A 24,545-nucleotide genomic window follows, 5' to 3' on the forward strand; every position below is an offset into this window, starting at 1 on the left:
GTTTCATCTCTGCCGGCCGCAGTTTTGGGCTCTTCAAAGTTTTGAGTCCTGGCTCTTCGTCTATATGTATTTTCATGAGTGTCCGGAGACTTTCCTGTTTTCAGCAGGGCTCCGCAATTGCTGCAGAAATTCCCTGATGTCTCGTGTCCGCATTCTGGACAAATCATCGTATCATCCCTTTCGTAGCCTGTGTCTTCAGTTCCGGCTAATCATAACACATTGCCGGAAAAAATAACAGCGTCATTTTCTTCCTTAAAAAATCCGTAAGATTCCCTCCGTCCCTGATTTTATTATGCTGAACAGGAACAAAGTCAGTTTCAAAGTCATTATTTTCCTTCCCGGTTCCTCCTGTTCCGGCAACTGCTCCGGCAATTTTTCGGGTACCTGAACAAGGCAATCTTCATGCATGACCAAAAAATGTAACATCCTTAGAGTTTGGCAATATACTATATTATACCAGAGAGGTAAAAAAATAGAGATTTTTATGGAGGTTCCATTATGAGCGATACAAACTGCAATAATTGCGAGTATGATAATAGAGAGTGTTGTGATTGTGACTGCAAATGCTACTGCGAGTGTGAAAAAACCAGACCGCTTGCCCCGAACAGAACGACTTTAAAATGCGGATGCCCAGGCGCCGTTACGCTGCCTTTAGCTACGATTGCAGGAACAAATTTTACTGTTTCTACCGTAACCGTAGATACCAAAGGATTCCGCAAACCATGTATCAAGTTTGAATTTGCCAGCAACATTGTTACAACAGCTGCCGTTTTAACTCTTAACCTGCAGATATTCAAACAGTGCAAAAACCAGCTGGTTCCTATTCCAGTAGGTCCCGTCTGGACATTCTCCAGACTTGTTGCCATCACATCCAGCGATGCTTTCTCGTTCTTTGTATGTGACTGCGATATCTGTGACCAGGAATGCTGCACTTACAGTGTAGTTGCTACGGTTGCCGGTGTTGCTACACTCGGCGTTACTTCTATTAATAACGCAACACTGTCCGCAATCGTTGTCGACAACGGCTGCAACTAATAAAATGATTTAAATGGCAGGAAGGAGAGGCTATGTATTACGGTTTATTCGGACGCGGCTGTTATCCGCGTTCAAAAACATGTAACTGCTCTCCCCGGCCATCCAGCCAACAGGGGGCAATGATTCGACCACCCGCTTTACCTAATACAAATCATTGCCTCAGTTCCGGCATGAAACTACAGGGTGGAAACAATATAAAGATTAAAAGCGCTGTTTTCGGCGGGCTTATTATACCGGAAGGCACAGAAAAGAGAGCCACATTCCATGTGGCTTCTCTTACTCTGAATGCTTCCAGTTATAAAGAACTTCTGGTGCAGCTCAGCTTTTCCTGCAATATTATTGCCAGCAAATCGAAGATCTGCCTTCGCTTCCAGATAGTGAAGCAGGAAAAATGCCAGCCATTTTCCATACCGCTCAGCACCGGAGTATTATACTGCCGTGATATAACGGAAATGGAAGCTAATACATTTACACTGTCGGTCTGCGATTGTGATTTAATGGCCGGCAAAGGCTGTACGTACAGCGTTTACGTCGAAAACGAAGGCGCTGAAACGGTTGGAACAGGCATCATTGCAAGCCCTGTTTTAATTGCAACCATAATAGACAGAAATTAATGCCGAATATGGAGGTTTTACCCTATGGCAGTTCAAAATAAATTTTACAAATACAAAGTTACACAAATCGATATAAAAAACAACCTCATAACCTGGGAAAACAATGCTCTGCCCCTGTCCGGAATTTCCCGGATATGGACCGGCGGACTTCCACAAATGCCGTTTCCATCCGGCTTGGCCCTGATTCTGCTTTTCATCGCCTTATCAGGTCCCGGAATGATAAATACGCTGGTTATGCTGTCAATTCTGGCTGTTGGAGCGGCTGCCTGGCTGCTTCACTACAGGTCCGGCAATACGGAAAGATGGATCCATCTGGAACTTTACTCCGGGGAAATTTATTCCCTGTCTACCGGCAGCGATGACTTTATTGACCAGTTTTACGATGCTTTAAAAGAGAGCTTTTGGGGAATCAATCCTCCCGGCCATGAAATAAATTTTAATACGGACGGCAAAATAGTAAGCGCAGTGAAGGAACCGGTAAAAGAGGAACCGGTGAAAGAAACCCCCGGCATCATGGGAATCAGCGGCCAGGGTACAAAAAACAGCCAGTTGGTTTCCGAACTTCAGAAACTGTATCAGAGCTATATTAAAAAAACGGACACAAACAGTGAAATTTTAAACCTCATCAACGATGCGGCCCGGCTGATTGAAGCAAATGATCAGGATGGACTTAAGGCATCCTTTAAAAAATTTGTCCTGGCAGGCCTAATTAATGACTGCAACGATTTAGGCCTCGATTCACTTATAACCGAAATCAGGAGTTCCGTTTATTAAGTTCAATTTTAAAACATTCGAAACTCACCCGCAGTGTCCTAAATACACGCGAAAAAGCAGCTATTTTTACTAAAAGCTGCTTTTTGCAGGTAAACGCGCCGGTGAAGGTACAGGAAACTTTTAATTCTGCCGGTTAACCCAGTCCGCCATATCACGAATGACAGCGGCATCCACATGCGCCGGCGGATCATATACGGTCCGTTCAAACTCCATACTGCCCGGCATGAAAACATGGCTCAAGCCCTCGTAAGCAATGCAGACCGCATTGGGATTTTCGGCCGCCGTCTCCTGCCACAGCGCATAGTCGGTATCATACGTCACCTGAAAATCATTGATCCCCTGCAGAATCAGCATGGGAAATTCTTCCGATGCCAGTTTCTCCGCAAGTCCCAGGCTGTCGATCTCATTCAGGCTCTTCCAATACGTTTCCGGGTATCCATAGAGCAGAACCCCGGTAGAAGCATCCGCTTCTGCATCCAGCCCTTTAATCTTTGCCACCAAATCCGCTATCTCAGCGTCTGCCTCTTCCTTCTCATCCGAACTCAACTCTTCATTTCCGGAATTCATCACCTTGTTTTGCTCCAAAATCAACTCTTCCATCCGGCGCAGTGTGCCTCCCATCGAGATAAAACCTTTAAACTCCGGATTATCGGACACTATCTTTGGGGATAGCATTCCGCCCTGGCTATGGCCGGCCAAATAGAGCCGGTTCCCGTCCACACGTTCATCCTCCCTTGCAAAACGCACCGCATCCTTGACGTCGTAAAGATATTCCGTCCCGATATCAGTCACATCCTCCGGATATGCGTAGGATCTCTTATCATAGCGGATGGAAGCAACCCCCAGCCCGGCTAAACCATGGGCCAAATCGGCGAAAAACCGGTTGTCGGAAGCGCCAATCAGGGAATCCATATTATTTTTTCCGGATCCCTGTAAAAGAATCAGAACCGGCGGCTTCTCCACATCGTCCGGCAGGGTAAGCATTCCATTCAGCGGCTTCTCTTTATCATAACCTAAAGAAATTGCAGTCTCATGCCACGTATCACCCGATTCCGGTTTGACCGTCAACGGTTCCAGAGAAAACGAAGCATCCGAGATTGTCTCCTCCTCATCAAAAATAAAGGTAGAGTGAATCTGGTACCTCGCATGCACGGAATACACATCTACCCGGCAGCGGTCCGTATCATACGAAACTTCCGGCGTCTCCTGCCTTCGGAATGCTCTGGCACTGTTTAAATAAGACGTCCAGAGTCCGCCAAGCGTCTCCTCCGGGTAACGGTGCGCCAGTTCATCGGCAGCATCGATGAGAAATAACCCGAATTTACCGTTTTGGAATTCTGTGACATAGTCCTCCGCCCGTTTAACTAATGCCTGCTCATCAAAACGGCGGGTCCAGAGGGCCGCGGTGCCTGAGTCTTCCGGTACGGCGGGCGCGCAGGCCGAAAGGGAAAAAATCAGCAGTAAAATCACCGGCCGGATACGTAAAATTTGTTTGTTCATGTTAATGCTCCTTTATACAGGTAATTATCTTTTCTCCTTGGATGTGGAATGTTGGATGTGATAAAATAGAATTAATTTACATCGAAAGGAGGGATTCTTATGGATGCCTGTTATCCAATTGGGGAAACGGCACGCCGGGCCGGAGTAACCGTAGAGACACTCCGGCACTATGATCGGATTGGGCTGATCGTCCCGTTCAAGGTGGACCCGCAGACCGGCTACCGCTATTACTCCGACACGGAGATCGCAAAGGTACAGATTGTACATTATCTGCGCTCCGTCAATTTCTCTCTGCCCGCCATCAAAAAGCTGTTCTCAGAAGACGACATCCCCGCCCTGACGTACACGCTCCGACTGGCTCAGAAAAAGGTGGACGAGGAGATAGAACACCTGCTCTTTGTCAGGGGCCATCTGAAGGATACCCTCAACAATTACAGTACCAAGCGGAACACACGGGACTTTGTCAGGCCGTCCCTCACACCGTCGGTGCAAAACCTGCCAGCCCGTACCGTTTTTCTGGCCCGGGGACTCCATGCCCCCACGTTGGACAACCTGATGCTGCTGCACGACACTGTGGAGGGGCTGATCGCCCCTGAAGTCAGGGGACAGTTCCGCTTTGAAAATGCCGCAGGCGCCCTGCTTCTGGGAGAATCCTGCACCCTGTTCGCCCAGTGCATCCGGGCGGAACGGCATTCTTGTGTGACTACGCTGCCCGCAGGACAATACCTTTGTGCATCCTGCTCCACACGGGATTACAGGAAGACCGTGGAGGAACTGCGCAGGCTGGCGGCGGACCCAGGGCAGCCGGAGAACCGTCCGGTGGTTCTGGATATCATTTTCACCGGACTGATCCAGTGGGAATACGAGGTAAAGCTGTTTCTGGGTGACGAGCTCCCTCCGCAGCCCGGACTTTAGAATATCCTATCAGAATATCATAGGAGTAACGATTCCGGCAAAAACCACCGAGGCGATTGTGACGGTTGTAAAACCGCCCACGATCATTTTCGGCATGAGATAGTCCTGAATCCGGGCGGCCGCCGCCTCGTCGCAATCCAGCATTTTGCAAACTCCCTCCGTATTGATCTGGGTAGCCGGATAACCGACCATACAGGTCAGGGAAACCGCAATGGAGATAAAGGGATCCCATCCCAGGAGTTTTCCCGCGATTCCGCCTGCCGCCGTGACTCCGGCGGCGCCGACCAGAAGACAGCCGATAATCGGAATGATCATGTTAAGAAGACCTTCCACATCTACGGAGGAGAAAGAGGAAACACAAGCCGCCACCAGCGCCAGTGTCAAAAAACCGCTGGCGTTTGCTTTTGCCAGAGACTGGCGATCCAGAAAACCGATCTCACAAAAGACGATTCCGCACAGCAGGTACATAATATTGACATTGATAAACGGCACGATCACGCACAGCAGATTTGCAATGATTGCCACGACGGCCACCTTGGCAATAATGACAAAGGTCGTCTGAAGCTTTACGGGCAGTTCCGGGATGATGCGGAAATTGAACCGGCTCCTCTTATGATCGGCAAGCTCGGGCAGTTTCCCTGAATTAATAAATTTTGAGGCCTGCTTCTTCAGGCAGACGGTGGAGAGCGGCGACCCTACAAAGCCCTGGAAACCGTTGACCAGCATGGCAAACGCACCGAACACCGGGAACCCCGCCGACTCAGCCGCCTGCTGCGTCATAACCGAAGCGATGGCGCCGCCGGCGATGGGGGAGGCGGCGCACAGGGCATATTTCTCACCAAACAGGAGGGAACTGACGGTAAAGGAGACCACCGCAAGACCCACCAGTCCGCAAAGCGCAACTACCACCGTTTTCCACTCGGAAATAAACTGGCTGATCGTAATCGTCGTACCCAGATTTACAAGCAGCAGTGCAATAACAAAGGCTCCGACACTGGTCATCAGCGTGCTGTTGATCACCGCATTTCCCAGCGCTTCTCCGCCCGGGCCGATGATATTGGAGGGAATGATTCCGCTGAGAAACCCAAATAAGTATATGGCGGAGGCGATAATCAGTCCCGGAAAAAAGCCCTTAGTCAGATAAGACACGATATCCCCAACGCCCCAGATGATGGCAAAAACTGCAAAGCAGAACAACGGGGACGCCCAAATATTCGACAAATCCATTTCTATCCTCTCTTTCGATCCTGTTTTTAATTGACAGAGCCGCCCACTGCGTCTATGTCCGTGTCATGAGTTACAACCGCTTCTATCGCAGCCTCCAGGGCGATAACATCGTCGGCCAGGCTCATACTGGGCATGCCGCGCATGCTCACGGTCTGGCACGGCAGGCAGGGAATGTGGATAAAACCGCTGCGGATACCGGGAAAATCCCTGTGGATATGATACTGAACGCCATACAGTACGTGGTTACAGACAAAGGTTCCCGCTGTAGTGGATGCGCTGGCCGGGATCCCCTTGGCCCGGATTCCCTCCACCATGGCCTTGACGGGCAGGTTTGAAAAATATCCGTCGGCTCCGTCGGCAAAAACGGGCTCGTCCGTGGGCTGATACCCCTCATTGTCGGGAAAAGAGGCGTCGCTTAAATTAATTCCAACCCGCTCCGGTGTGATATCGCCGCGTCCGTAGGCCTGCCCCACGCTCAAAACGACGTCGGGCCGTTCCCGATCCATCGCCTCCCGGATGACCCGGATAGATTTGTGGAAGACGGTGGGAACCTGGAGCTTTATAATCTCTGCGCCTGCAATTTCGTTTTTCAGCAGCTTGACCGCTTCCCAGGATGGATTTACAGAGTCATTGTTGAAGGGATCAAATCCGGTGACCAATACTTTCATGATGTACTCTCCTTTGTTTAATTGTTTTTCTTTGTTTCATTGTTTTTTAGAACGATACAGAAATTTGACTGTTAATTCATTTATAAACCCTTGTGTTACACAAGGGTCAAGCATTATCTGCACAATTTTAAAAAAGAGTCCTGCCCGCCGGATTCTCCGCCTGCTCAAAAAGAGTCCGGAGCGCTCCGCCTGTTTTGCGGCGCAGCACTCCGAACTCCAGATTTTTCTGTCACTCACCTCTTTTTCTAATACAAACCTGCCAGAATCTCCACACACTTCTCAATCCCAATCACTCCGCTGTCCAGCGCAATATGGTAATTTTTCACCGCCCCCCATTCCAAATCCGTATAAAACTGATAGTAGGCGCTCCGCCGCTTATCCTTATCTCTCAGACGTTTTTCCGGGGAATACCGGCTTTCTCCGTACTGTTCCACAATCCGGCCGGCCCTGGCTTTCATATCGGCATGGATAAATACCTTCAGGCAGTCCGCCGTATCCTTTAAAATATAGTCGGCGCACCGCCCTACAATTACGCAGGATTCCTTTTCAGCCAGTTCCAGAATAATATCCCTCTGGATTCCCCACAGATAGTCCTGGCTGGAGATGCCGTTCATCCCCCTGTCAGTAAAGGCGTTGGCAAACCAGCCGCCGTGCTGGGAATGTTCCCCTTTTTCTTCAACAAACTCTTTTGTAAAACCGCTCTTCTTTGCAATCTTCTCTATCAGCTCCTGGTCATAGCACGGAATTCCCAGCTTTTTCGCGGTCATCTTCCCAATTGTTCTTCCTCCGCTGCCGAATTCCCGGCTTATTGTGATAATTCTGTTCTGCATGAAACCACCTCCACTTTTTCCGTTGTTTTCAGTGTCCTATAAGTGTACCGTATCACGGCCGCCGAGATAAAAAATGTGAGCAGATCTGCCGCCGGCATCGAATACAGCACCCCGTCGAGTCCCTGGAAGGCGGGAAGCAAAAGCGCAAATCCCACTCCGAACACCACCTCCCTCACCATGGAAAGCATTGTGGAAATAAACGCTTTGCCCAGGGACTGAAGGTAAATAAATGTGGCCTTATTGACGCAGGCCAGGATCATCATACAGAGATAAATCCTGAATGATTTGACTGCAAATTCCGTATAATACACGCTCTCGTTGGCAGCGCCGAAAATGGCAATCAACTGCTTCGGCAAAAGCTCCACAATCAGAAATGCAGCAGCCCCCACCGCCGCTTCCGCTGCCAAAAGATGGGTAAACAGGCTCCTCGCGCGGTCCTTTCGTCCCGCCCCGATATTATATCCTACAATCGGGATACAGCCCGCCGCCATGCCGACCGAGATCGAGATGACAATCTGGAAAAATTTCATGACAATTCCCACCACTGCCATCGGAATCTGGGCAAACTGCTCCTGTCCGAACACGGCGTCCATTGCCCCGTATTTCTGAATCATGTTGTTGATCGCCGCCATGGCCGCCACCAGGGAAATCTGTGAGAGAAAGCTGCATATGCCCAGAGGCAGAAATCTTGCAATCAGCCTGCCGTTTAGCCTGAAACTCTCCTTTTTCAGCCTCACCGCCTTCATGCCGCACAGGTATCCGACGGCCAGCACGGCGGTCAGCACCTGTCCGATTACCGTAGCCACGGCCGCCCCCATCATGCCCCATCTGAAAATAAAGATAAAAACAGGGTCCAGAATCAGATTCACAACCGCGCCGGCCAGTGTTGAAACCATGGCAAACATGGGGCTCCCGTCCGAGCGGATAATCGGGTTCAGCGCCTGCCCGAACATATAGAACGGAATCCCTATGGAAATATAGGTGAAATACTCTTTTGAGTGGCGGAACGTCTCCTCATTGACGCGCCCCCCGAACATCTCAAGAATCTGGTCCTGGAAAATGAAATAGACTGCGGTCAGGACAACGCTGCCGATCACGCAGAGCACAATGGAATTACCAATGCTGCGGTGGGCATTTTCCTTTTCATTCGACCCCAGGCAGATACTGACGAACGCACAGCAGCCGTCCCCTATCATGACCGCGATGGCCAGCGCCACGACGGTAAGCGGAAAGACCACCGTATTGGCGGCATTTCCATATGAGCCGAGATAATCCGCATTGGCTATGAATATCTGATCGACAATATTGTACAATGCGGCTACAAGTAGGGAGATGATGCAGGGTACCGCATATCTCCGCATTAAATTACTGATTTTTTCTGTTTCCAGAAAAGAGTTGGACTTCTGTTCCATAATAAAAAACCTCCTGCTGCTAAATTTTTTGTCCGCATGGCCGGTCGTTGTTCAGCGGCGTAACCGCGCTCTCTGCGCCGCCGGCAAAGAAAAAAAGCCCGGCAGGCCGGACTCTTAAACGGAGAGCGGCCGCACAAGCTGGATTTATGCCTGAGGGCCACACGCTTTTTTAACTGACGGTAATAGGAAACTCCTATCACGTAAAAAAACAGCAAGTAGGCTACAACTGGTTTTACGCAGTAAAGCTACTCGCTGTTTGGTTCATTATAGCATATTTTTCGAAATGAGGCAAAGTCTTTTTTTATCATCCCCGCTCCGCCAGCTCCCTGATCGTATGCGTCTGTTCTATAAAAACACGGTCATTCAGGGGCAGATGCCCTCCCCCAACGGCAGAATCGAATGCATGGGCAAAATAACGGCTCCCATCCGACTCCGCGTTGACGAAAAAACTCTCATGGATATTGCTGCGTCTGGAGGATTCGGTAAAGAGCTGCTTGTCGTACAGAGGAATCCCCAGATGATTGGCCAGGAGCACGCCGATGCGGCGTCCCCCGCTGCCATACTGCCTGCTTATTGTAATAATAGACGATCTCATTTGCCATTTTCTCCTTTTGCCGCATCCCCTCCCATACTCCGGGATGCCGTCCGTTTCATTGGTTTAATTGCAAAGATACAGATTACAATCGTCAGTAAGTCCGCGGCGGGCTGGGAAAAGTAAATCCCCATCACTCCCATCATCCGCGGCAAAATCAGGATAAACGGAATATAAAACAATCCCTGCCTGATTACGGAAAGGAACAGGCCGAACCGGGAAGCTCCTATCGTCTGGTATGTAATCGTCATCATGTAGCAAAGGCCGAAGGCCGGATACAGGGCAACCTGGGAAATCAGAAGTTTTGCCCCATAATCGATTACCATCGGATTTCCGTTAAAAAGCATGATAAGCTGTCTGGAGAGCAATATATAAACCGCCTCCACCGCCACCGTGAGAATCAGGGCGCCCTTCAGGGAGAACCTGACACACTCATGAAACCGTTTCTCATTGCCCGCGCCGAATGCAAAGGAGGCAACGGGCTGATATCCCTGCATAAATCCCATGACCATATAGCAGCCAATCAGCACAAGACGCTGGACGACACCATAGGCCGCGATAATCAAATCTGAATCCGGCAGCGGTTTGGCGGCGATGTTCGTCAGGGATGTCGCGGCTGCAAGACAGATCTGGATCACGGCGGTCGGCACCCCAATCAGTGTTACGGTGCGCACAAGCTGCAGGTTCATTTTAAAATACTCGGGGCGTATCTTGATGATTGATTTCCCGCTCATATAAAACCAAGCCAGTATGATAAACGTGACAAACTGTGAAACCGTGGTCGCCAGAGAAGCGCCTCCCACTCCCAGCCCCAGTCCCCAGTCGAACATGAAAACGGGATCCAGGACCACATTCAGCGCGGCGCCTGTCACAACGGCGATGGACGATATTTTAACCGACGATTCCGCCCTGGCCGCGCAGTTCATGCTCTGTGCAGGCAGATTGGCCAGAGCGGCGATAAACATCCAGAGCGCATACTCTTTTGCCTGCGGCAGGACGGACTCCGATGCCCCGAAGGAGCGCAGCAGCGGCCCCATAAAAATAATCCCCGCAACACAGAGAAACAGGCCGATCACAATGGACAGCCCCACGATCGTGGTGACCGTGACGTTGGCTCCCTCCTTGTCGTTTGCCCCAAGCTGCCTCCCGGCAAGAACTGCCGCTCCGGCTGCGAAAATATTTTCCACCGATACCATAATCAGCAGCAGAGGGAGCGTAACCCCCACGGCCGCCAGGGCAATGTCCGAATGCAGCATTCCTATATAGGCGGTGTCCACGATGTTATAAACTGCTTTTGCCAACAATGCCAGCGTCGCCGGGACCGCCAGTTTGACAATTGCCTTTGACGGCTCTAATTCGGATAAGACCGATTCTTTTACCTGCCCCATATTTCTCACTCCTCACCGCGCTCGATAACGCCGTAAAGCAGGATTGACAGCGCACGGCTGCAGCTCTTTTCACGCTCCGTAACATCGATTCCGGAGGCTCCCGCCATCTGGTACTTCGCATTGACAAAATCCTGGTACTGGCTGAATGTGTCTATCACTTCCTGCCTCGTCACGTCTTTTCTAAGCCTCACCTGCGACAAAATCTCATTCAGGACTTCCATATTAAACCCGTCGAACCCTGCCTTGATTTCACGGATTGCCCCTTCTAAATGGGAGGGAGGCATAATCACTGCGTCGCAGAAGATACGCTGGCAGTCCGGATTCCCGGCGAAAAAGGCAAACCGCTCCTCAAAATACCGGTTCAGCCTCTCCTGCATCCCATCCGAACCGCCCTGCATATGTTCCTTCATATGCCGGGTGAGTCCGTCAAAACATTCCTTCACGCACATCAGGTAGATTTCATCCTTGTCCTTAAAATAGTGGTAAAGGATTCCTTTCGAAATATCCCCGTCACTGCAGATGGTATTGACCGAACTTAAGCCGTAACCCTTATCGGCAAATTCTTTCATTGCACTGTCCATGATTTTCCGGCGTGTCATTAAATTTTTTTCTTCCCGTTTCATATCTGCCTCCAAACATTGACCACTTGGTCTATTTTTATAGAATACCACAAATAGACCAGGTGGTCAATATTTATCAGAAACATTCTCCTGCGATATTCTGCCGTTCATTTTCCTTTGCAGATTGCAATATACGGCCGGCCGATTCTGTGATAAGATGTCACTATACAAAAGGCGCCTCTGTTAAAGGCGCTGATCAGAAAAATAGAAATACAGAGTACACATCGGCCAAATCGCCTTATGGTATGAAAGGAGACACTTTATGTGCGAAAAAATAAGATGTTCCTGGGCAGGCAGCACTCCCATCTATATTGACTATCACGACAATGAATGGGGGCGTCCCGAACATGACGACAGGAAGCTGTTTGAAATGCTGACCCTGGAATCCATGCAGGCAGGTCTTTCATGGATTACGGTTCTGAATAAAAGAGAGGCATTCCGGGCGGCTTTTGACGGATTTGACCCTGAAAAAATCATTCATTACGGCGAAGATAAAATCCAGGAACTGATGGAAAACAAGGGGATCATCAGGAACCGCCTGAAAATCAATGCCGCCGTAAACAACGCCGGGGCCTTTTTGGAAACCGTCCAAAAATACGGAAGTTTTGATCAGTTTATCTGGGCCTATGTGGATCACAAGCCCATTACCAACCACTGGAAAACCATGGAGGAGATGCCTGCCAACACTCCGCTCTCCGACAAAATCAGCAAAGACTTGAAAAAGATGGGATTTAAGTTCGTGGGTTCCACCACAATTTATTCATTCATACAGGCCATAGGGATGGTCAATGACCATATAACGGATTGTTTCGTTTATGAAGAGCTTTTGAAAACACAGCGCTGAAACAGCAGCGCGAAAATAGGATAAATCCCCTCTCCGGGAGGAAAACTGCATCAGACACAGGAAGGAGTCCGGCAAGACGGACTCCTTTTAAAGTGTTGGCAAAGCCTACATTCCGTACAACTCATGGCATACCTCACTGCCCGAATCTGCTTTCTCCCTTCGGCACCTTAGACGCCAGTATCTCGTCTCCCGTCATCCCGCAGGGCTGCTCCTCATTCAGGGTGGAAAAAATAATTTCTATCAGGTACTCCTCATCCACAATGTATCCCAGGGAATAATCCAGAGAACCGCCTTCGTAGCAGGCGGCCGTTGTCCCCAACAGTTCCTGTATTTCCCCGGCCGTCATCCCGGGCTTTATTTTTCTCACTTCTTCCGAGGTCACATGTACTTCTCCTTCCAGATATTCCTGTTTGTCCGTTTCTGGCAAATCCTCAAAACGGAAACTGTCCCAAACGGTAATTCTCTGATAGCTGGGTCCGACCAAATCCACCCTCCAGTTATTACCGTCATCCGGGATTTTCACCGTGCCGGTAAACTCCGTCCGATACTTTTTATCGTAAGAGAAGCGATCTGCGCCGCGTACTTCCAGGTTCATTACCCCCGCATAGGCGGGATCTTCTTTCACGGTCAGGCCGCTGAACTCCGTCATATGAAGGTTGATAACTCCATGGACGGTCAGTTCTCCTTTCTCCTCATCATAGCTGCATTCATAAGTAATGGATTCGGGGCTTACCGGCATTCCCACCACGAATATTCTCACTGCGGCGGCTAGAACTGCCGCCAGTATAACGCCAAGAAGAATTGCCGCCGCCCGGATTATCCGTTTATTCTTCTTACGGAGTGTCTTTAAAAAGTCCAGCTCCTTAACCTCCGCTCCGTCCGGTTCCCCGATTGGCGTCTCCAGTTTTTCCAGAATGCTCCGGCACTCCCGGCATTCTTCCAGATGTTCCTTAACAGCCTGGTTACTGGAATCGGAGGTGAGCCCGTCAACGTAAAGTGGGAGCAGATCCTGTATAATTTTACAATCGATTTCGCGCTTCATGTCTTCTCTCCTTTCAGCAATTCCTTCTTCCCCCTGTAAAACGTAACCCTGGCCCAGGTCTCACTCTGCCCCAGTATCTCGCCTATTTCCCTGAAACTCAGCTCACCGAAGATCCGGAGGTACATCACCTCTCTTGCCGGTTCTTTCACCTGATGGAGTTTTTTCATTAAGGATAACTTCTGCTCCGCCATCAGCACCGTTTCCTCAGCCCCGGCGCCATCAAAGATAAGGTCGTCCGGCAGTTCGTCCGTCTGGTGTTTTTTCCGTTTTTCCAGTTCCTGCATCCAGACATGTTTTGCAATCTGGCACAGCCAGGTGGAAACCCTGCAAGTGCCGTCATAGGTTTTCAGGGAATAAACTGCGCGGTAAAATGTTTCCTGTGTCAATTCTTCCGCCAAATCCCGGTTTCCCGTCCTGGCAAGCAGAAACTTATAGACCATTCCGGCATATTTATGATAAATCTCATCCATGTCATGCACGGCAGCTCCCCCTTTCACCTTATTTATCCGGATTTTCCCCGTTTCGTTACAAATTATTTAAATTAATTTTCCGTCAAAATTTCAATCTGCGTCACATATTCATCAATCGAATTAATCACAAGCTCATTAATTCCCGTCTCATAGGCATAGCCGCATAATTTAAGTCCCTTTTCCTCCGCATATGCCAGCAGCTCTTTATATTTCCCGGCCAGTCCGTCCCAGTTTCCCCTGTAATATGCCGTTAAATACCTGCCCGCCGGCTGTATCCGGAGTCCTTTCCGTTCCAGCGGGCTGGGGATCCTCATAAACATCCCGGAATACTCGTCTGTCTTACCGCCGTACAGATTTTCCACGGAAATCATGGAGCCGTATTCCGCGTCATGCAGCCTCGACAACTGATATTTTCCCGCCTCCTCGATGACCATCTCAATTTCTGTTTCAAAAGACATTCCCTGCGGGGTATCCACAACTGCTATATAACGCTTTTCTTTTTCCACAACGGTGATATCCGAAAGATCCAGGGACAGCAGAAAACTCATCTCCTCTTTTCGGGCCGTCAGCGTCTTTCGAAGCTGTTTTAAATGATTGACCGTTTTGTCCACCTCTTTGATCTTTTCTTCCAGAAGCTCTTTTAGCCGGGATGGCGAACGCAGTTCCATGAATTCGCGTATCTCCCCGATGGAAACGTTCAGCTCCCTCAGCATCAGGATTGTCTCCAGCACGGAACTCTGGTAATACGTATAGTACCGGTATCCGTTTTTCTTAATTGCGGCAGGTTTAAACAGTCCAATTTCATCGTACCACATGAGTGTCTTCTTATTGATTCCATGCAGGGCCGCAAACTGACCGATTGTGAACTGCGTATTCTGATTTTTAGACATTTTCCCTCTCCTTTTATCCTTGGGCTGTGACATCAAACGTCGGCCCGTTCCATCATTTTTCCGGAAATTCAATTTTCCTCTTGACCGTACAGTAACTGTACGGTCTATTATACTATATGTGCCAACCGGCAACAATCAAATACGGAGGAAATAATCGTGAATAACAAGAACTTACCGGCTGAGAACGTCTACCAGAAACCTGTGACGCTTAAGAATATTATGAAATTCGCCGTTCCGACCATTGTCATGACGGTATTTATGTCATTTTACACCATGGTGGACGGCCTGTTTGTCTCAAACCTCATCGGGACGGGAGCCCTGTCCGCCATCAACCTGACTGCGCCCGCCATCACTCTGGTGACTGCCGTCTCCACGATGCTGGCAACCGGCGGGAGCGCCGTTATTATGAAAAAAATGGGAGCCGGGCTGCAGGAAGAATCCAGGCAGGACTTTACATTTTTAATCCTGGTCAATGTGGCTGTCGGCCTGATCATGTACCTCGCGGGCCGCGCTGTGATGCAGCCCATCTTCGGCAGTATGTCGCTGTCTCCAGAGGTTTCCGGTTACTGCTCCGAATATCTGGGGCAATATCTTTTATTTACGGTGCCGATCCTTCTGATGAATAACTTTACGCTCTACATGATCGCCATCGGGAAATCCCAGGTTTCCCTGGTCTGTACCGCGGCGGGCGGTATCCTGAATATTGTGCTGGATTACGTATTTATAGCCATATTTGATATGGGGATCAGCGGGGCGGCAATCGCAACGGGCCTGGGCTATTCGGTGACGGCCGTTGCCGGACTGTTTATCTTTTCGGATAAAAAGAACATGTTGTACTTTAAAAAACCGGTTGTCCGGCCCGAAGTTCTCCTACATGCGGCGTCCAACGGTTCCTCCGAAATGGCTACCTCCCTTGTCACGGGAATCGTGACCCTGATGTTTAACTGGATCATGTTGAAATATGCCGGCGAGGACGGCGTTGCCGCGATTACAATTATCATGTACGTGCTGATGTTCGCCGGTTCCATTTATACGGGCTACGCCTATGGGGTTGCCCCGATGATCAGCTTTTATTACGGTGAAAAAAATCAACTGAAACTCAAGTCCCTGATCACGACGAGTTTAAAGATTATCGGCGCTGTCTCGGTCTTAGCCATGGTGCTGTCAATCGCGGCCACAAGACCCCTGGTATCTGTTTTTGTCCGGCCGGATAACCCCGTCTTCGGACTCGCCGTCACAGGCAATCGGATCTGTTCCCTGGCGCTGCTGTTTATCGGCTTCAATATCTTTGCCAGCAGCATGTTTACCGCGCTGTCGAACGGTTTTATCTCCGCCCTCCTGGCGTTCACCCGCTCCTTTGTCTTCATGGTGGCCGCCATGCTCATCTTACCGGCCGTACTGGGAATCAACGGCGCCTGGCTGGCAAACCCGGCCGCGGAGCTGATGGCGCTGTTCCTGTCCGCATTTATGTTTTTCCGGTACAAAAAACGGTACCGGTATTGAGCTTCTGCTGCCGCGGGATAACCGGAGTAACTGCATTATCTCCGGGAATACGGCAAAAAACGGCAGGCATGTCCGTCATCCGGTATGCCTGCCGTTCTTTACTGCTTTGTTTATTTTTTCAGTTTTTCGATCGCCTCTTCTTTTGTCGCCGTGAAGAAGATATCTTTGCCACAATTGCTTTCGTATATAAAATCCTTCAGCGGCTTACTCGTATATTGGGAATAATCGCCGTAAACTGCAGCTTTCACATGGTAGTTGATAAATTTCTGAAGAATCTCACCTGCTATTCCCGTGCTGAGAATAAAAAAATCTTCTGCAAGTGCCTCTTTATTTATCACGATTCGTTCCGCATCTGTCTCATACCTTACGCTCATGATAAAATCGAGCGCTGTCTGCGTGTCTGTGATTATTTTCTCATTGCTGGAAACAACTGCAATGTTTGTTCCGTTTGCTTTTATAGTTTCGACGTTCATTAGTTCCTCCTCATATTAGATTTGCAGTACAAATTTCTGTTAGTTTAAGACGATATCATAGTTAACGGGTTTTGTCAAATTTGAACATCCGCCGAAATCATCTCCCTATCTTCCAAAGAACGTTCTTGCAGTGCCTCCTTCCCGGCTTTATAATAGCAGTAATGAATAATCACCATCTCACTGCCGAACCGCAGACCATATCAGGAGGACGCCTACATGGGAAAAATCTACCGTTTATATCAAATTGATTCTTTTACAACAAAACGATTCACCGGAAATCCGGCGGGAGTCATCACGAATGCCGACGGGCTTACCCCTTCGGAAATGCAGCAGATCGCCCGGGAACTGAACAATTCGGAAACCGCATTCATTTTCACGGAAAACTGTGAAGACTGTGACATGCATGTCCGCTTTTTCACGCCGACAAGGGAGGTGCCGATCTGCGGCCACGCTACCATTGCGGCACATTATGCCAATGCGCTGGAAAAGAACATGCAGGGCCATAACCGGGTATTCCAGAAAACGGGAGCCGGAACGCTTCCCGTCGATATTTACCGTGAGAATGACGATTACCGGATTGCCATGACCCAGGGAGAAATTAAGATAGAAGAACCGCTGTCCGCCGAGTATCAGGAACAGATTATGGCGGCGCTGGGGCTTACTATGGATCAGCTTACCGAAGATGTCCCCATGGCAGTGGCATCAACCGGACATTCGAAATTGATGATACGGATCCGTGATCTGGAACGTCTCCACGGTTTGCAGCCGGATTTACCCGCGCTGGCACGTTTAAGCAGTGCAGTCGGATGTAACGGGTATTACGTTTTTACGCTCACCCCCAATGAAGATCCGATGGTGCACGGCCGAATGTTCTCCCCGGCAGGCGGCATCCCGGAAGATCCGGTAACCGGCAATGCCAATGGACCGCTCGGGGCCTATCTGGTGCATCTCGGGTTTGCCGATGCGGCAAAAGACGAGTTTTCCTTTCACATTGTGCAGGGTGAGGCAATCGGAAGAACCGGAGGCATGGAAGTCAAGGTTTCCATATCGGACGGAAAACCGGTTCAGGTTCAGATCTTTGGACGCGCGGTTGTGGCGTTTTCAACGGAAGTGGAGATTTGATGACAGACTATACGATACGCAGGATGGAAGAAAATGAATATCCGCTGTTGAATGATTTTTTATACGAAGCCATCTTCGTCCCCGACGGTGCAAAACCGCCGCCAAAGTCGGTAACCGCCTGTCCCGAATTGAAACTGTATGTTGAGCACTTTGGTGACTATGAAGACGACCTGGGATTCGTCGCAGAGATATCGGGAAAATCGGCTGGCTGCGTCTGGGTACGCATTATGGACGATTACGGCCACCTTGACGGCCGAGCCCCCTCTCTTGCCATCTCCCTGTACAGAGAATACCGGGGACTGGGAATCGGAACCGCCCTGATGAAAAGCATGCTTGGCTGCTTAAAGGAACACGGATATGAGCGAGTCTCACTGTCCGTACAAAAAGCAAATTATGCGGTAAAGATGTATCGGAACCTCGGGTTTGAAGCTGTAAGAGAAAATGATGAAGAGTACATTATGGTACATAATTTGTCCGGCCTTTCATAAGTGCAGGATCGAAAGGGGGTTATATGAGTAAATATAATTCTTTATGGGAATATGTGAAAAAGACGGGAAACGAATCGTTTAAGTTAACCTTTGATGAGATTGAAAAGATTGCAGGCTTGCCGATAGACCATTCTTTTTTGAATTCCAAAAAGGAGTTAACCGGATACGGGTATGAAGTCGGCAAGATATCGATGAAGGAGCGGACGGTTGTTTTTAACAAATTGTTAAAAGAATAACGGCTCGTGACAGTTGCCATAAGATCAATTGAGAGCCGTGAAGGCTGCTGAACGAACGGCTTCACGGCTCTCTGTTTCCTATTTTCCTATTTTTATTTCAATTTTCCTTTTAGTATTCACCACTTAGTAGGAAATCAGCAACATGCATGGTTTTGATTCCCTCATAATTGCCGCCTGCAAATACGTCTGTACGCAGTACATACTTAGGATAGTTATCCCGAATATCAAGTAGTCGGCCGTATTCGCGCTTTTCGGTTTCAAGGGAACCGATTTCCTGGGTCACTTGAATGTACAGCTTGTTTTCCTGCTTAACGGCAATGAAATCTATTTCGGCGCTATCCATTTTTCCAACATATACTTCATATCCGCGGCGCAACAGTTCCAGATAAATAATATTTTCCAGCATGGCCGCTGCACTGTCCGCAGAATAGCCCAGTACGCTGTAACGCAGCGCGGGATCAGCCAGATAGAATTTTTCCTGTGTTTTCAAAATTTCCTTGTCCTGTACATCGAAGCGGGAACAGCGGTGGAGGATATAGGCGTTTTCCAGCTTGTTTAGGTAGCTATAAACCGTTTCGTTATCAATAGCCCGATTTTCGCTTTTCAGATATTTAGAAATGGAAGCAGCGGAGAATGTCCGCCCAACATTGTCAAAAGCGAACTTCACAATACGCTCCAGCTGATCCACTTTCATTAAGTGCATCAAATAAAAGTCTATCGTCCATCTTAATTTCCTAAAATTCTACTTTCTCAATCCTACAAATTCAAATCTATCGAAACAATATGCTCGTTATATCCTGGTATCTATAAATCACACGATATAACTCTACATAGTCATTTTTGACAAGATAGAGGGTAATGTAGTTCCCATGAACCAGGTATTTATAATTTGTCTTGAAACTCACTCTCTTTGACAAATCTGCTCCTATTGCTGGAAACTGCTGTAAGTTTTCAAAACTCTTATAAATTTCGTCTACCGTCTTTCTGGCTGCTTCTGCATTATCCTCTGCAATATAATCTTTAATTACCTTTAGATCAGTTACTACGAGAGGGTTAATCCTTAACTTCATCAAGTGTTATTCCTCCATAGCTGATTTCAATTCATCAAGGCTCAACCACCTTGTCCCATCTGCAACAGCCTCTTCCGCTTCCTGCAGCTTAGCCAACAATTTTTTCTCTGCTCTGTCCTTCTCGTAGTCCTCAATATCAAGCACTACAAATCTTCCTCTGCCATTCTTGGTTAAAAAAACCGGTTCTCCGACTTGGCAATTTTTGAGAACTTCATTATAATTTCTCAAATCAGATACTGGTAAAATACTAGACATATAATCAACTCCTTCTCTGATAATAGTGTTTCTGTTTACATCTTTATTATATGCAAAAGTGCTGTAAAATTCAACTTAAAATTTTACAGCACTTTCAATTTATTCTGGTTGTTTTATCGTTCTTATCTCAACTAACTTTGTTAACACTAACTCTTATCTCCGATGGTACAGAACCAGCTCCAGAGGATATATTAAAATAGAATCAGAACAAAAAAATAATCGCTACAGACCTTATAAATATTGGTTTGTAGCGATTTTACTATCTATTCGAATTCGATCGTTGCCGGCGGCTTCGGGGACATGTCGTAACATACCCGGTTCACATTCTCCACCTCGGCCAGGATCCTCTCCGTAATCTTCTGGAGCACATCCCAGTCCACGCGCTCGATCGTTGCGCTCATGGCGTCAATTGTGTTGATGGCACGAAGGATAACCATATATTCAAAGCTTCTGGCATTGTGTTTTACGCCGACGGATTTGAAATCAGGAACTACGGTAAAATACTGCCATACCTTCTTGTCCAGCCCCGCCTTCTCAAATTCTTCCCTTAAGATGGCATCCGACTCTCTCACCGCCTCCAGACGGTCGCGCGTGATGGCTCCCAGACAGCGGACTCCGAGTCCCGGTCCCGGGAACGGCTGGCGGTAAACCATACCGGCAGGAAGTCCCAGTTCCACGCCGCAGGCGCGCACTTCGTCTTTAAATAACTGTTTTAACGGTTCCACCAGTTCAAATTTCAAATCTTCCGGAAGGCCGCCCACGTTGTGATGGGATTTTACCATCTTGGCCGTCTTTGTTCCGCTCTCGATGATGTCGGGATAAATTGTTCCCTGACCCAGGAAATCAATTCCCTCAAGTTTTCTTGCTTCTTCCTCAAATACACGGATAAATTCTCCGCCGATAATCTTTCTCTTCTGCTCCGGATCCGAAACATTCTCTAATTTTCCTAAGAAACGCTCCGTCGCATCGACGTAGATTAAGTTCGCATGAAGCTGGTCCCTGAAAATTTCAATAACGCTCTCGGACTCATTTTTACGCATCAGCCCGTGGTTGACATGGACACATACAAGCTGCTGTCCGATTGCCTTGATCAGCAGGGCGGCTACAACGGAGGAATCTACTCCGCCTGAAAGAGCGAGAAGGACCTTTCTGTCACCAACCTGTTTTCTGATTAATTCCACCTGATCTTCGATGAAATTTTTCATATTCCAGTTCGGCTCTGCCTTGCATGCTTCAAACACAAATGTTCTCAGCACTTCTTCCGACGGGAGTTCTGAAAGCTGCTGTTCACATTTCGCGGTCGGATGATCGATTGACATTACGGGATATCCACAGTTGTAAATCTCCGGGCCGACGTCTACGGCCGCACCGTCCACGACGCGGTTTTCTCCGCCGTTCAAAATAATTCCCTTTACATTCTGCAGTGCCTTTAATTCGGCCACGGTGATATCGTGGGGATGAATCTCACTGTAAACTCCCATGTCGCGGATCTGACGGGCAATTACCGTGTTCTCCGTGCTGCCCAAATCCAGAATAACAATCATGTCCTGTTTCATGATTTCGTCTCCTTTGTATGCTTAATTTTTTATTTCACAAATTTCCTGTTTTTTCATTATAACTGATAATGGCTGAATAGGGAACTTTTTTCCTTCATTTTCTTAAGTTACCGCTCATATTCTCAGTGTAATTCTTCAATTGCCTTATCTAAAAAGACCTCTCCGTCCAGATGTTCCAGCTCATGGCAGTAGCATTTTGCCATCTCCCCTTCTCCGGTCACGATGATCTCCATGCCGTTTTCGTCCAGGGCCTGAACCGTTACTTTCTGCGGGCGGATCGTCTTTGCAAATCGGCCGGGGAAGCTGAGGCAGCCCTCAATACACTCCTGCACCCCGCTTCTGCCGATTATTTTCGGGTTGACCAGCTTCAGGCATACATCGCAGTAATCAATGACAACCAGCCGTTTCAAGATCCCTACCTGGTTGGCCGCCATGGCCGCCGCATTTTCCGTATGATGCAGCGTATTCATCATATCATCCAGCAGCTCCCTGATTTTATCATCCACTGCCTTGACCTCTTTGCACCTTTTCCTCAATATTTCATCATCATTCTTCCGAATCTGCCTGATCGCCATGGTTCTCCCTTCTGCTGCAGTCGGCTCTTGATTTTTTCCGGCTTTCCGCAAATAAAAATACCTCTTCAACGGAACAGCCGAACACCTGCGCTATGCCATAGGCAAGCCAGATCGACGGTTCGAATTTTTCTGTCTCTATTGCATTGATTGCCTGTCTTGAGGTTCCGACCATCTCCCCAAGCTGCTCCTGGGTTATGCCTTTTTTCTCCCTCAATTCCCTGATTCTGTTTTTCACTGCTGTCCTCCTATGTAATGTTTACCTTACATATACTGCTTACAGTATAAAAGCTGTTCAATGTAATGTCAACCTTACTTTTAACTATAATTCTTTTATTGTTTTTTACCGTTTCTCTACGTCTCTAAGCGTGTTATTGTATGCAATGCATCCGATTTCCGGCTGAAGTGTAAACCATAACTTTTTTTCTGTTCCCGTTCGTTTCGTGCCGCAACCCTCGGGTTTGACCCAAGGGGGCCCACTGTCTGTGACATTCGCTACGCTTCACTCACAAAAAACACCTCGCGGAATACTACCTGTGGACAGTAACTGATCTTTCTGCCAAATCTACTTTGTAGTATTTTTCTCTTGCAATCTTCAGTGACATGGGCTATAATGCAATCAGAACATTTGTTCGATATTATTTTTAAGGAGGGCTGCCATGATAATCAGCGCCAGCAGAAGAACCGATATTCCTGCCTTTTTTTCCGGCTGGTTTATGAATCGGCTCAGAGAGCAATACGCCCTTGTACAGAATCCGTTTAATTCTCACCAGATAAGCAAAGTCAGCTTAAGTCCCGACGTTGTCGACTGCATTGTGTTCTGGAGCAAAAACCCTAAACCGATGATTCACAGATTACAGGAACTGCAGGACTACATGTACTATTTCCAATATACTCTGAATGCGTACGGAGAGGCTCTTGAAAAGAATCTTCCTCCCGTTTCCGAACGCATTTCTACCTTCCATACCCTCTCCCAGCTCATTGGAAAGCGGCGGGTAATCTGGCGCTATGATCCCATTATTCTTAATGAAACGTATACGTTCTCATGGCACCTGGACCGTTTTGCCTCCCTGGCCGGTGCATTGCAGGGCTGTACGGAAAGGTGCGTCATCAGCTTTATAGACCTCTACTCTTCCATTGCCGGTCCGGCAAAGAAGTACGGCATCCGGGAACTTCCGGACAGCGCAGTTTCGGAACTTGCAAAGGAGTTATCCTCCATTGCCCGCTCCTTTGGCATGATTATGGAAACATGTTCGGAAAAGATCGATTTATCTTCCTGCAGCATCGCCCATGGCTGCTGCATCGACGGCCGTTTGATTTCAAGCCTTCTGGGCTGTTCCCTCAACGTGGAGAAGGATAAGAACCAGCGTCCCGAATGCGGCTGTGCCGCGAGTATTGACCTGGGTCTCTACAATACATGCCGAAACGGCTGTATTTACTGCTATGCCAATCACAGCAGCCAAACCCTGGAAAAACGCGGCCGGATGTACGACGAGCATTCCCCTCTGCTCTGCGGCCGCCTCACGGAACTTGATAAGGTAACGGAACGGAAGGTAAAGAGCCTGCAAAACAGACAACTTGATCTGTTTTCCAGACTCCCTCCCGATTGAAGATAAACTGATTGAAAAGATGAGTCAATATGTGCCGGCAAAGCGTACCGGAGTAACCTGACCAACGCCTCTATGCCATAACAATCGATGGTTTTATACTATTCTCACTATCTGCTCATATAAGCAGCTGCTATGTTCCCTCTGGTACGTTTGGTTTACATGCATATGTCCAAAAAACCAATGTTTATAACTAACAATCTCTTTAATACCCTGTAGATAATCGGTTAATTTATCCGCGTGATACAAACTGCTGCCTTCATCCATTTGTTGAAGGAGAGAGTTATATGGGCTATGGGTAATAATATAATCAACCTCATTCGCAGCCTTCTTCAAATTCTCCATGCCTTCTTCCATCTCTGTTTCTGACGGTAACTCACGTTCCCACCATGAAACATGATTGATACGAAACATTTTTGAATCATCTCTCCTCCATATTTTGATTTTCGGGTCTCCCTTATCCAAGATACCATCCATTGTATCGTGGCTGCTAGCTCCGCCGAATGTGTAGAATCTGTTTCCATCTATATTGTAAACCTGGCCGCGCATCAGATGAATGACGGTCGGACGAATAAAATTAACTTTACCGCCGCACCACTCCGTTATTGGCAGAGCATCCAGAATATCATAATTGTCGTGATTACCAGAAACAAATAATGTTGTAAATGATTTACCTTCAAGCCAATCGAGATTATGTTTTTCTGCATTTGCTCCATCCCATATGCCAAAATCTCCACAAACTATAACATAATCACTCTTTGTCATTTCCTTTTGTTCCGGGAAACTCCCCGTTCTAAGCCTGTTCATCCAGTTACCGTGTGTATCTCCTGTCACGTAAATAA

At 48.2% G+C, this 24,545-nt stretch carries 29 protein-coding genes; 10 read left to right on the top strand and 19 right to left on the bottom strand.

Translation table 11 applies throughout. From position 1 onward, the window contains the following. Positions 1–498 precede the first annotated feature (498 nt). The 3 genes from QZT18_RS04375 (at position 499) to QZT18_RS04385 (ending at position 2,423) form a co-directional block, all read left to right on the top strand. Positions 499–1,035: a DUF4489 domain-containing protein gene (locus tag QZT18_RS04375; protein WP_294144969.1), complete on the top strand. Its 537-nt coding sequence runs from the start codon at positions 499–501 to the stop codon at positions 1,033–1,035. A 170-nt stretch (positions 1,036–1,205) separates the two neighbouring features. After that, positions 1,206–1,649: a DUF4489 domain-containing protein gene (locus QZT18_RS04380; RefSeq protein WP_294144971.1), complete on the top strand. Its 444-nt coding sequence runs from the start codon at positions 1,206–1,208 to the stop codon at positions 1,647–1,649. Between the two features lie 24 nt (positions 1,650–1,673). Continuing rightward, entirely contained in the window at positions 1,674–2,423 is a 750-nt protein-coding gene (locus QZT18_RS04385; protein WP_294144973.1) for a DUF6232 family protein, read from the top strand. Positions 2,424–2,543: 120 nt separating this feature from the next. On the opposite strand, the gene QZT18_RS04390 is transcribed toward QZT18_RS04385, so the two are convergent. Continuing rightward, positions 2,544–3,923 carry a prolyl oligopeptidase family serine peptidase gene (locus tag QZT18_RS04390; RefSeq protein WP_294144976.1) on the bottom strand — a complete coding sequence of 460 codons (1,380 nt, stop codon included), beginning with the start codon at positions 3,921–3,923 and terminating at the stop codon, positions 2,544–2,546. 99 nt (positions 3,924–4,022) lie between these two features. Between QZT18_RS04390 and QZT18_RS04395 the strand changes: the two genes are divergently transcribed. Next, entirely contained in the window at positions 4,023–4,838 is an 816-nt protein-coding gene (locus tag QZT18_RS04395) for a MerR family transcriptional regulator (protein WP_294144977.1), read from the top strand. A 9-nt stretch (positions 4,839–4,847) separates the two neighbouring features. Here the strand turns inward: QZT18_RS04395 and QZT18_RS04400 are convergent, their stop codons facing one another. The 7 genes from QZT18_RS04400 to QZT18_RS04430 all read right to left on the bottom strand — a co-directional run bounded on the left by QZT18_RS04400 (position 4,848) and on the right by QZT18_RS04430 (position 11,578). Further along, a complete protein-coding gene (locus QZT18_RS04400; protein ID WP_294144978.1) occupies positions 4,848–6,065 on the bottom strand; it encodes a hypothetical protein in 1,218 nt (405 codons plus the stop codon). A gap of 26 nt (positions 6,066–6,091) precedes the next feature. Further along, positions 6,092–6,733, bottom strand: coding sequence for a pyroglutamyl-peptidase I (gene pcp, locus QZT18_RS04405; protein WP_294144979.1), 642 nt, complete (start codon positions 6,731–6,733; stop codon positions 6,092–6,094). Positions 6,734–6,978: 245 nt separating this feature from the next. Next, positions 6,979–7,563, bottom strand: a complete 585-nt coding sequence (locus tag QZT18_RS04410) for an AAA family ATPase (RefSeq protein ID WP_294144981.1) — start codon at positions 7,561–7,563, stop codon at positions 6,979–6,981. Beyond that, positions 7,539–8,975: an MATE family efflux transporter gene (locus QZT18_RS04415; protein ID WP_294144983.1), complete on the bottom strand. Its 1,437-nt coding sequence runs from the start codon at positions 8,973–8,975 to the stop codon at positions 7,539–7,541. The genes QZT18_RS04410 and QZT18_RS04415 overlap by 25 nt, the downstream gene beginning before the upstream one ends. A gap of 304 nt (positions 8,976–9,279) precedes the next feature. Next, complete coding sequence (locus QZT18_RS04420) at positions 9,280–9,570, bottom strand: AAA family ATPase (RefSeq protein ID WP_294144986.1); 291 nt, start codon at positions 9,568–9,570, stop codon at positions 9,280–9,282. Further along, positions 9,567–10,955 carry an MATE family efflux transporter gene (locus QZT18_RS04425; RefSeq protein ID WP_294144988.1) on the bottom strand — a complete coding sequence of 463 codons (1,389 nt, stop codon included), beginning with the start codon at positions 10,953–10,955 and terminating at the stop codon, positions 9,567–9,569. Before QZT18_RS04425 ends, QZT18_RS04420 begins: the two co-directional genes overlap by 4 nt. 5 nt (positions 10,956–10,960) lie before the next feature. After that, a complete protein-coding gene (locus QZT18_RS04430) occupies positions 10,961–11,578 on the bottom strand; it encodes a TetR/AcrR family transcriptional regulator (protein WP_294144990.1) in 618 nt (205 codons plus the stop codon). Positions 11,579–11,837: 259 nt separating this feature from the next. Between QZT18_RS04430 and QZT18_RS04435 the strand changes: the two genes are divergently transcribed. Beyond that, positions 11,838–12,419 (top strand): DNA-3-methyladenine glycosylase I, encoded by a 582-nt coding sequence (locus QZT18_RS04435; RefSeq protein ID WP_294144991.1) that lies wholly within the window; start codon positions 11,838–11,840, stop codon positions 12,417–12,419. 133 nt (positions 12,420–12,552) lie between these two features. On the opposite strand, the gene QZT18_RS04440 is transcribed toward QZT18_RS04435, so the two are convergent. The 3 genes from QZT18_RS04440 to QZT18_RS04450 all read right to left on the bottom strand — a co-directional run bounded on the left by QZT18_RS04440 (position 12,553) and on the right by QZT18_RS04450 (position 14,821). Further along, the gene (locus QZT18_RS04440; protein ID WP_294144993.1) at positions 12,553–13,461 is read right to left on the bottom strand and encodes a zf-HC2 domain-containing protein; all 909 of its coding nucleotides are present in this window, start codon (positions 13,459–13,461) and stop codon (positions 12,553–12,555) included. Next, positions 13,458–13,931 carry a sigma-70 family RNA polymerase sigma factor gene (locus QZT18_RS04445; RefSeq protein WP_366925797.1) on the bottom strand — a complete coding sequence of 158 codons (474 nt, stop codon included), beginning with the start codon at positions 13,929–13,931 and terminating at the stop codon, positions 13,458–13,460. Before QZT18_RS04445 ends, QZT18_RS04440 begins: the two co-directional genes overlap by 4 nt. A gap of 71 nt (positions 13,932–14,002) precedes the next feature. Further along, on the bottom strand, positions 14,003–14,821 hold the full coding sequence (locus QZT18_RS04450; RefSeq protein WP_294144997.1) for a MerR family transcriptional regulator: 819 nt from the start codon (positions 14,819–14,821) through the stop codon (positions 14,003–14,005). A gap of 156 nt (positions 14,822–14,977) precedes the next feature. Here QZT18_RS04450 and QZT18_RS04455 point away from each other — a divergent pair, with 156 nt between their 5' ends. Beyond that, positions 14,978–16,324, top strand: a complete 1,347-nt coding sequence (locus QZT18_RS04455) for an MATE family efflux transporter (RefSeq protein ID WP_366925789.1) — start codon at positions 14,978–14,980, stop codon at positions 16,322–16,324. Between the two features lie 110 nt (positions 16,325–16,434). Here the strand turns inward: QZT18_RS04455 and QZT18_RS04460 are convergent, their stop codons facing one another. After that, positions 16,435–16,797 (bottom strand): DUF4180 domain-containing protein, encoded by a 363-nt coding sequence (locus QZT18_RS04460; RefSeq protein WP_294144999.1) that lies wholly within the window; start codon positions 16,795–16,797, stop codon positions 16,435–16,437. Between the two features lie 216 nt (positions 16,798–17,013). Between QZT18_RS04460 and QZT18_RS04465 the strand changes: the two genes are divergently transcribed. From QZT18_RS04465 to QZT18_RS04475, 3 genes are read left to right on the top strand one after another with little or no spacing between them, the layout of a single operon-like run. Further along, entirely contained in the window at positions 17,014–17,919 is a 906-nt protein-coding gene (locus QZT18_RS04465) for a PhzF family isomerase (protein WP_294145000.1), read from the top strand. After that, positions 17,919–18,407, top strand: a complete 489-nt coding sequence (locus QZT18_RS04470; protein ID WP_294145110.1) for an N-acetyltransferase — start codon at positions 17,919–17,921, stop codon at positions 18,405–18,407. The genes QZT18_RS04465 and QZT18_RS04470 overlap by 1 nt, the downstream gene beginning before the upstream one ends. Positions 18,408–18,430: 23 nt before the next feature. Next, on the top strand, positions 18,431–18,643 hold the full coding sequence (locus QZT18_RS04475; protein WP_294145002.1) for a hypothetical protein: 213 nt from the start codon (positions 18,431–18,433) through the stop codon (positions 18,641–18,643). A 109-nt stretch (positions 18,644–18,752) separates the two neighbouring features. Here QZT18_RS04475 and QZT18_RS04480 read toward each other — a convergent pair whose 3' ends face one another. From QZT18_RS04480 to QZT18_RS04505, 6 genes are all read right to left on the bottom strand, one after another. Beyond that, on the bottom strand, positions 18,753–19,337 hold the full coding sequence (locus QZT18_RS04480) for an ATP-binding protein (RefSeq protein WP_294145004.1): 585 nt from the start codon (positions 19,335–19,337) through the stop codon (positions 18,753–18,755). A gap of 76 nt (positions 19,338–19,413) precedes the next feature. Next, the gene (locus QZT18_RS04485) at positions 19,414–19,713 is read right to left on the bottom strand and encodes a type II toxin-antitoxin system RelE/ParE family toxin (protein WP_366925790.1); all 300 of its coding nucleotides are present in this window, start codon (positions 19,711–19,713) and stop codon (positions 19,414–19,416) included. A gap of 6 nt (positions 19,714–19,719) precedes the next feature. Next, positions 19,720–19,968 (bottom strand): type II toxin-antitoxin system prevent-host-death family antitoxin, encoded by a 249-nt coding sequence (locus QZT18_RS04490; protein ID WP_294145008.1) that lies wholly within the window; start codon positions 19,966–19,968, stop codon positions 19,720–19,722. Positions 19,969–20,231: 263 nt separating this feature from the next. Next, positions 20,232–21,524, bottom strand: coding sequence for a glutamine-hydrolyzing GMP synthase (gene guaA, locus QZT18_RS04495; protein ID WP_294145010.1), 1,293 nt, complete (start codon positions 21,522–21,524; stop codon positions 20,232–20,234). A gap of 122 nt (positions 21,525–21,646) precedes the next feature. After that, positions 21,647–22,099: a peptide deformylase gene (def, locus tag QZT18_RS04500; RefSeq protein ID WP_294145012.1), complete on the bottom strand. Its 453-nt coding sequence runs from the start codon at positions 22,097–22,099 to the stop codon at positions 21,647–21,649. Beyond that, entirely contained in the window at positions 22,071–22,334 is a 264-nt protein-coding gene (locus tag QZT18_RS04505; RefSeq protein ID WP_294145014.1) for a helix-turn-helix transcriptional regulator, read from the bottom strand. Before QZT18_RS04505 ends, def begins: the two co-directional genes overlap by 29 nt. A 421-nt stretch (positions 22,335–22,755) precedes the next feature. Here QZT18_RS04505 and QZT18_RS04510 point away from each other — a divergent pair, with 421 nt between their 5' ends. Then, positions 22,756–23,706, top strand: coding sequence for a DUF1848 domain-containing protein (locus tag QZT18_RS04510; protein ID WP_294145017.1), 951 nt, complete (start codon positions 22,756–22,758; stop codon positions 23,704–23,706). Positions 23,707–23,799: 93 nt separating this feature from the next. Here the strand turns inward: QZT18_RS04510 and QZT18_RS04515 are convergent, their stop codons facing one another. Then, entirely contained in the window at positions 23,800–24,537 is a 738-nt protein-coding gene (locus tag QZT18_RS04515; protein WP_366925791.1) for a metallophosphoesterase family protein, read from the bottom strand. Positions 24,538–24,545 lie beyond the last annotated feature (8 nt).

The organism is uncultured Clostridium sp. (assembly GCF_900547735.1).
Classification (GTDB): domain Bacteria; phylum Bacillota; class Clostridia; order Lachnospirales; family Lachnospiraceae; genus Otoolea.

What these genes read in the sequence shown, in the direction of transcription:
- QZT18_RS04375 (WP_294144969.1), top strand. Translation starts at nt 499, where the DNA reads ATGAGCGATACAAACTGCAATAATTGCGAGTATGATAATAGAGAGTGT.
- QZT18_RS04380 (WP_294144971.1), top strand. Translation starts at nt 1,206, where the DNA reads ATGAAACTACAGGGTGGAAACAATATAAAGATTAAAAGCGCTGTTTTC.
- QZT18_RS04385 (WP_294144973.1), top strand. Translation starts at nt 1,674, where the DNA reads ATGGCAGTTCAAAATAAATTTTACAAATACAAAGTTACACAAATCGAT.
- QZT18_RS04390 (WP_294144976.1), bottom strand. Translation starts at nt 3,923, where the DNA reads ATGAACAAACAAATTTTACGTATCCGGCCGGTGATTTTACTGCTGATT.
- QZT18_RS04395 (WP_294144977.1), top strand. Translation starts at nt 4,023, where the DNA reads ATGGATGCCTGTTATCCAATTGGGGAAACGGCACGCCGGGCCGGAGTA.
- QZT18_RS04400 (WP_294144978.1), bottom strand. Translation starts at nt 6,065, where the DNA reads ATGGATTTGTCGAATATTTGGGCGTCCCCGTTGTTCTGCTTTGCAGTT.
- pcp (WP_294144979.1), bottom strand. Translation starts at nt 6,733, where the DNA reads ATGAAAGTATTGGTCACCGGATTTGATCCCTTCAACAATGACTCTGTA.
- QZT18_RS04410 (WP_294144981.1), bottom strand. Translation starts at nt 7,563, where the DNA reads ATGCAGAACAGAATTATCACAATAAGCCGGGAATTCGGCAGCGGAGGA.
- QZT18_RS04415 (WP_294144983.1), bottom strand. Translation starts at nt 8,975, where the DNA reads ATGGAACAGAAGTCCAACTCTTTTCTGGAAACAGAAAAAATCAGTAAT.
- QZT18_RS04420 (WP_294144986.1), bottom strand. Translation starts at nt 9,570, where the DNA reads ATGAGATCGTCTATTATTACAATAAGCAGGCAGTATGGCAGCGGGGGA.
- QZT18_RS04425 (WP_294144988.1), bottom strand. Translation starts at nt 10,955, where the DNA reads ATGGGGCAGGTAAAAGAATCGGTCTTATCCGAATTAGAGCCGTCAAAG.
- QZT18_RS04430 (WP_294144990.1), bottom strand. Translation starts at nt 11,578, where the DNA reads ATGAAACGGGAAGAAAAAAATTTAATGACACGCCGGAAAATCATGGAC.
- QZT18_RS04435 (WP_294144991.1), top strand. Translation starts at nt 11,838, where the DNA reads ATGTGCGAAAAAATAAGATGTTCCTGGGCAGGCAGCACTCCCATCTAT.
- QZT18_RS04440 (WP_294144993.1), bottom strand. Translation starts at nt 13,461, where the DNA reads ATGAAGCGCGAAATCGATTGTAAAATTATACAGGATCTGCTCCCACTT.
- QZT18_RS04445 (WP_366925797.1), bottom strand. Translation starts at nt 13,931, where the DNA reads ATGGATGAGATTTATCATAAATATGCCGGAATGGTCTATAAGTTTCTG.
- QZT18_RS04450 (WP_294144997.1), bottom strand. Translation starts at nt 14,821, where the DNA reads ATGTCTAAAAATCAGAATACGCAGTTCACAATCGGTCAGTTTGCGGCC.
- QZT18_RS04460 (WP_294144999.1), bottom strand. Translation starts at nt 16,797, where the DNA reads ATGAACGTCGAAACTATAAAAGCAAACGGAACAAACATTGCAGTTGTT.
- QZT18_RS04465 (WP_294145000.1), top strand. Translation starts at nt 17,014, where the DNA reads ATGGGAAAAATCTACCGTTTATATCAAATTGATTCTTTTACAACAAAA.
- QZT18_RS04470 (WP_294145110.1), top strand. Translation starts at nt 17,919, where the DNA reads ATGACAGACTATACGATACGCAGGATGGAAGAAAATGAATATCCGCTG.
- QZT18_RS04475 (WP_294145002.1), top strand. Translation starts at nt 18,431, where the DNA reads ATGAGTAAATATAATTCTTTATGGGAATATGTGAAAAAGACGGGAAAC.
- QZT18_RS04480 (WP_294145004.1), bottom strand. Translation starts at nt 19,337, where the DNA reads ATGAAAGTGGATCAGCTGGAGCGTATTGTGAAGTTCGCTTTTGACAAT.
- QZT18_RS04485 (WP_366925790.1), bottom strand. Translation starts at nt 19,713, where the DNA reads ATGAAGTTAAGGATTAACCCTCTCGTAGTAACTGATCTAAAGGTAATT.
- QZT18_RS04490 (WP_294145008.1), bottom strand. Translation starts at nt 19,968, where the DNA reads ATGTCTAGTATTTTACCAGTATCTGATTTGAGAAATTATAATGAAGTT.
- guaA (WP_294145010.1), bottom strand. Translation starts at nt 21,524, where the DNA reads ATGAAACAGGACATGATTGTTATTCTGGATTTGGGCAGCACGGAGAAC.
- def (WP_294145012.1), bottom strand. Translation starts at nt 22,099, where the DNA reads ATGGCGATCAGGCAGATTCGGAAGAATGATGATGAAATATTGAGGAAA.
- QZT18_RS04510 (WP_294145017.1), top strand. Translation starts at nt 22,756, where the DNA reads ATGATAATCAGCGCCAGCAGAAGAACCGATATTCCTGCCTTTTTTTCC.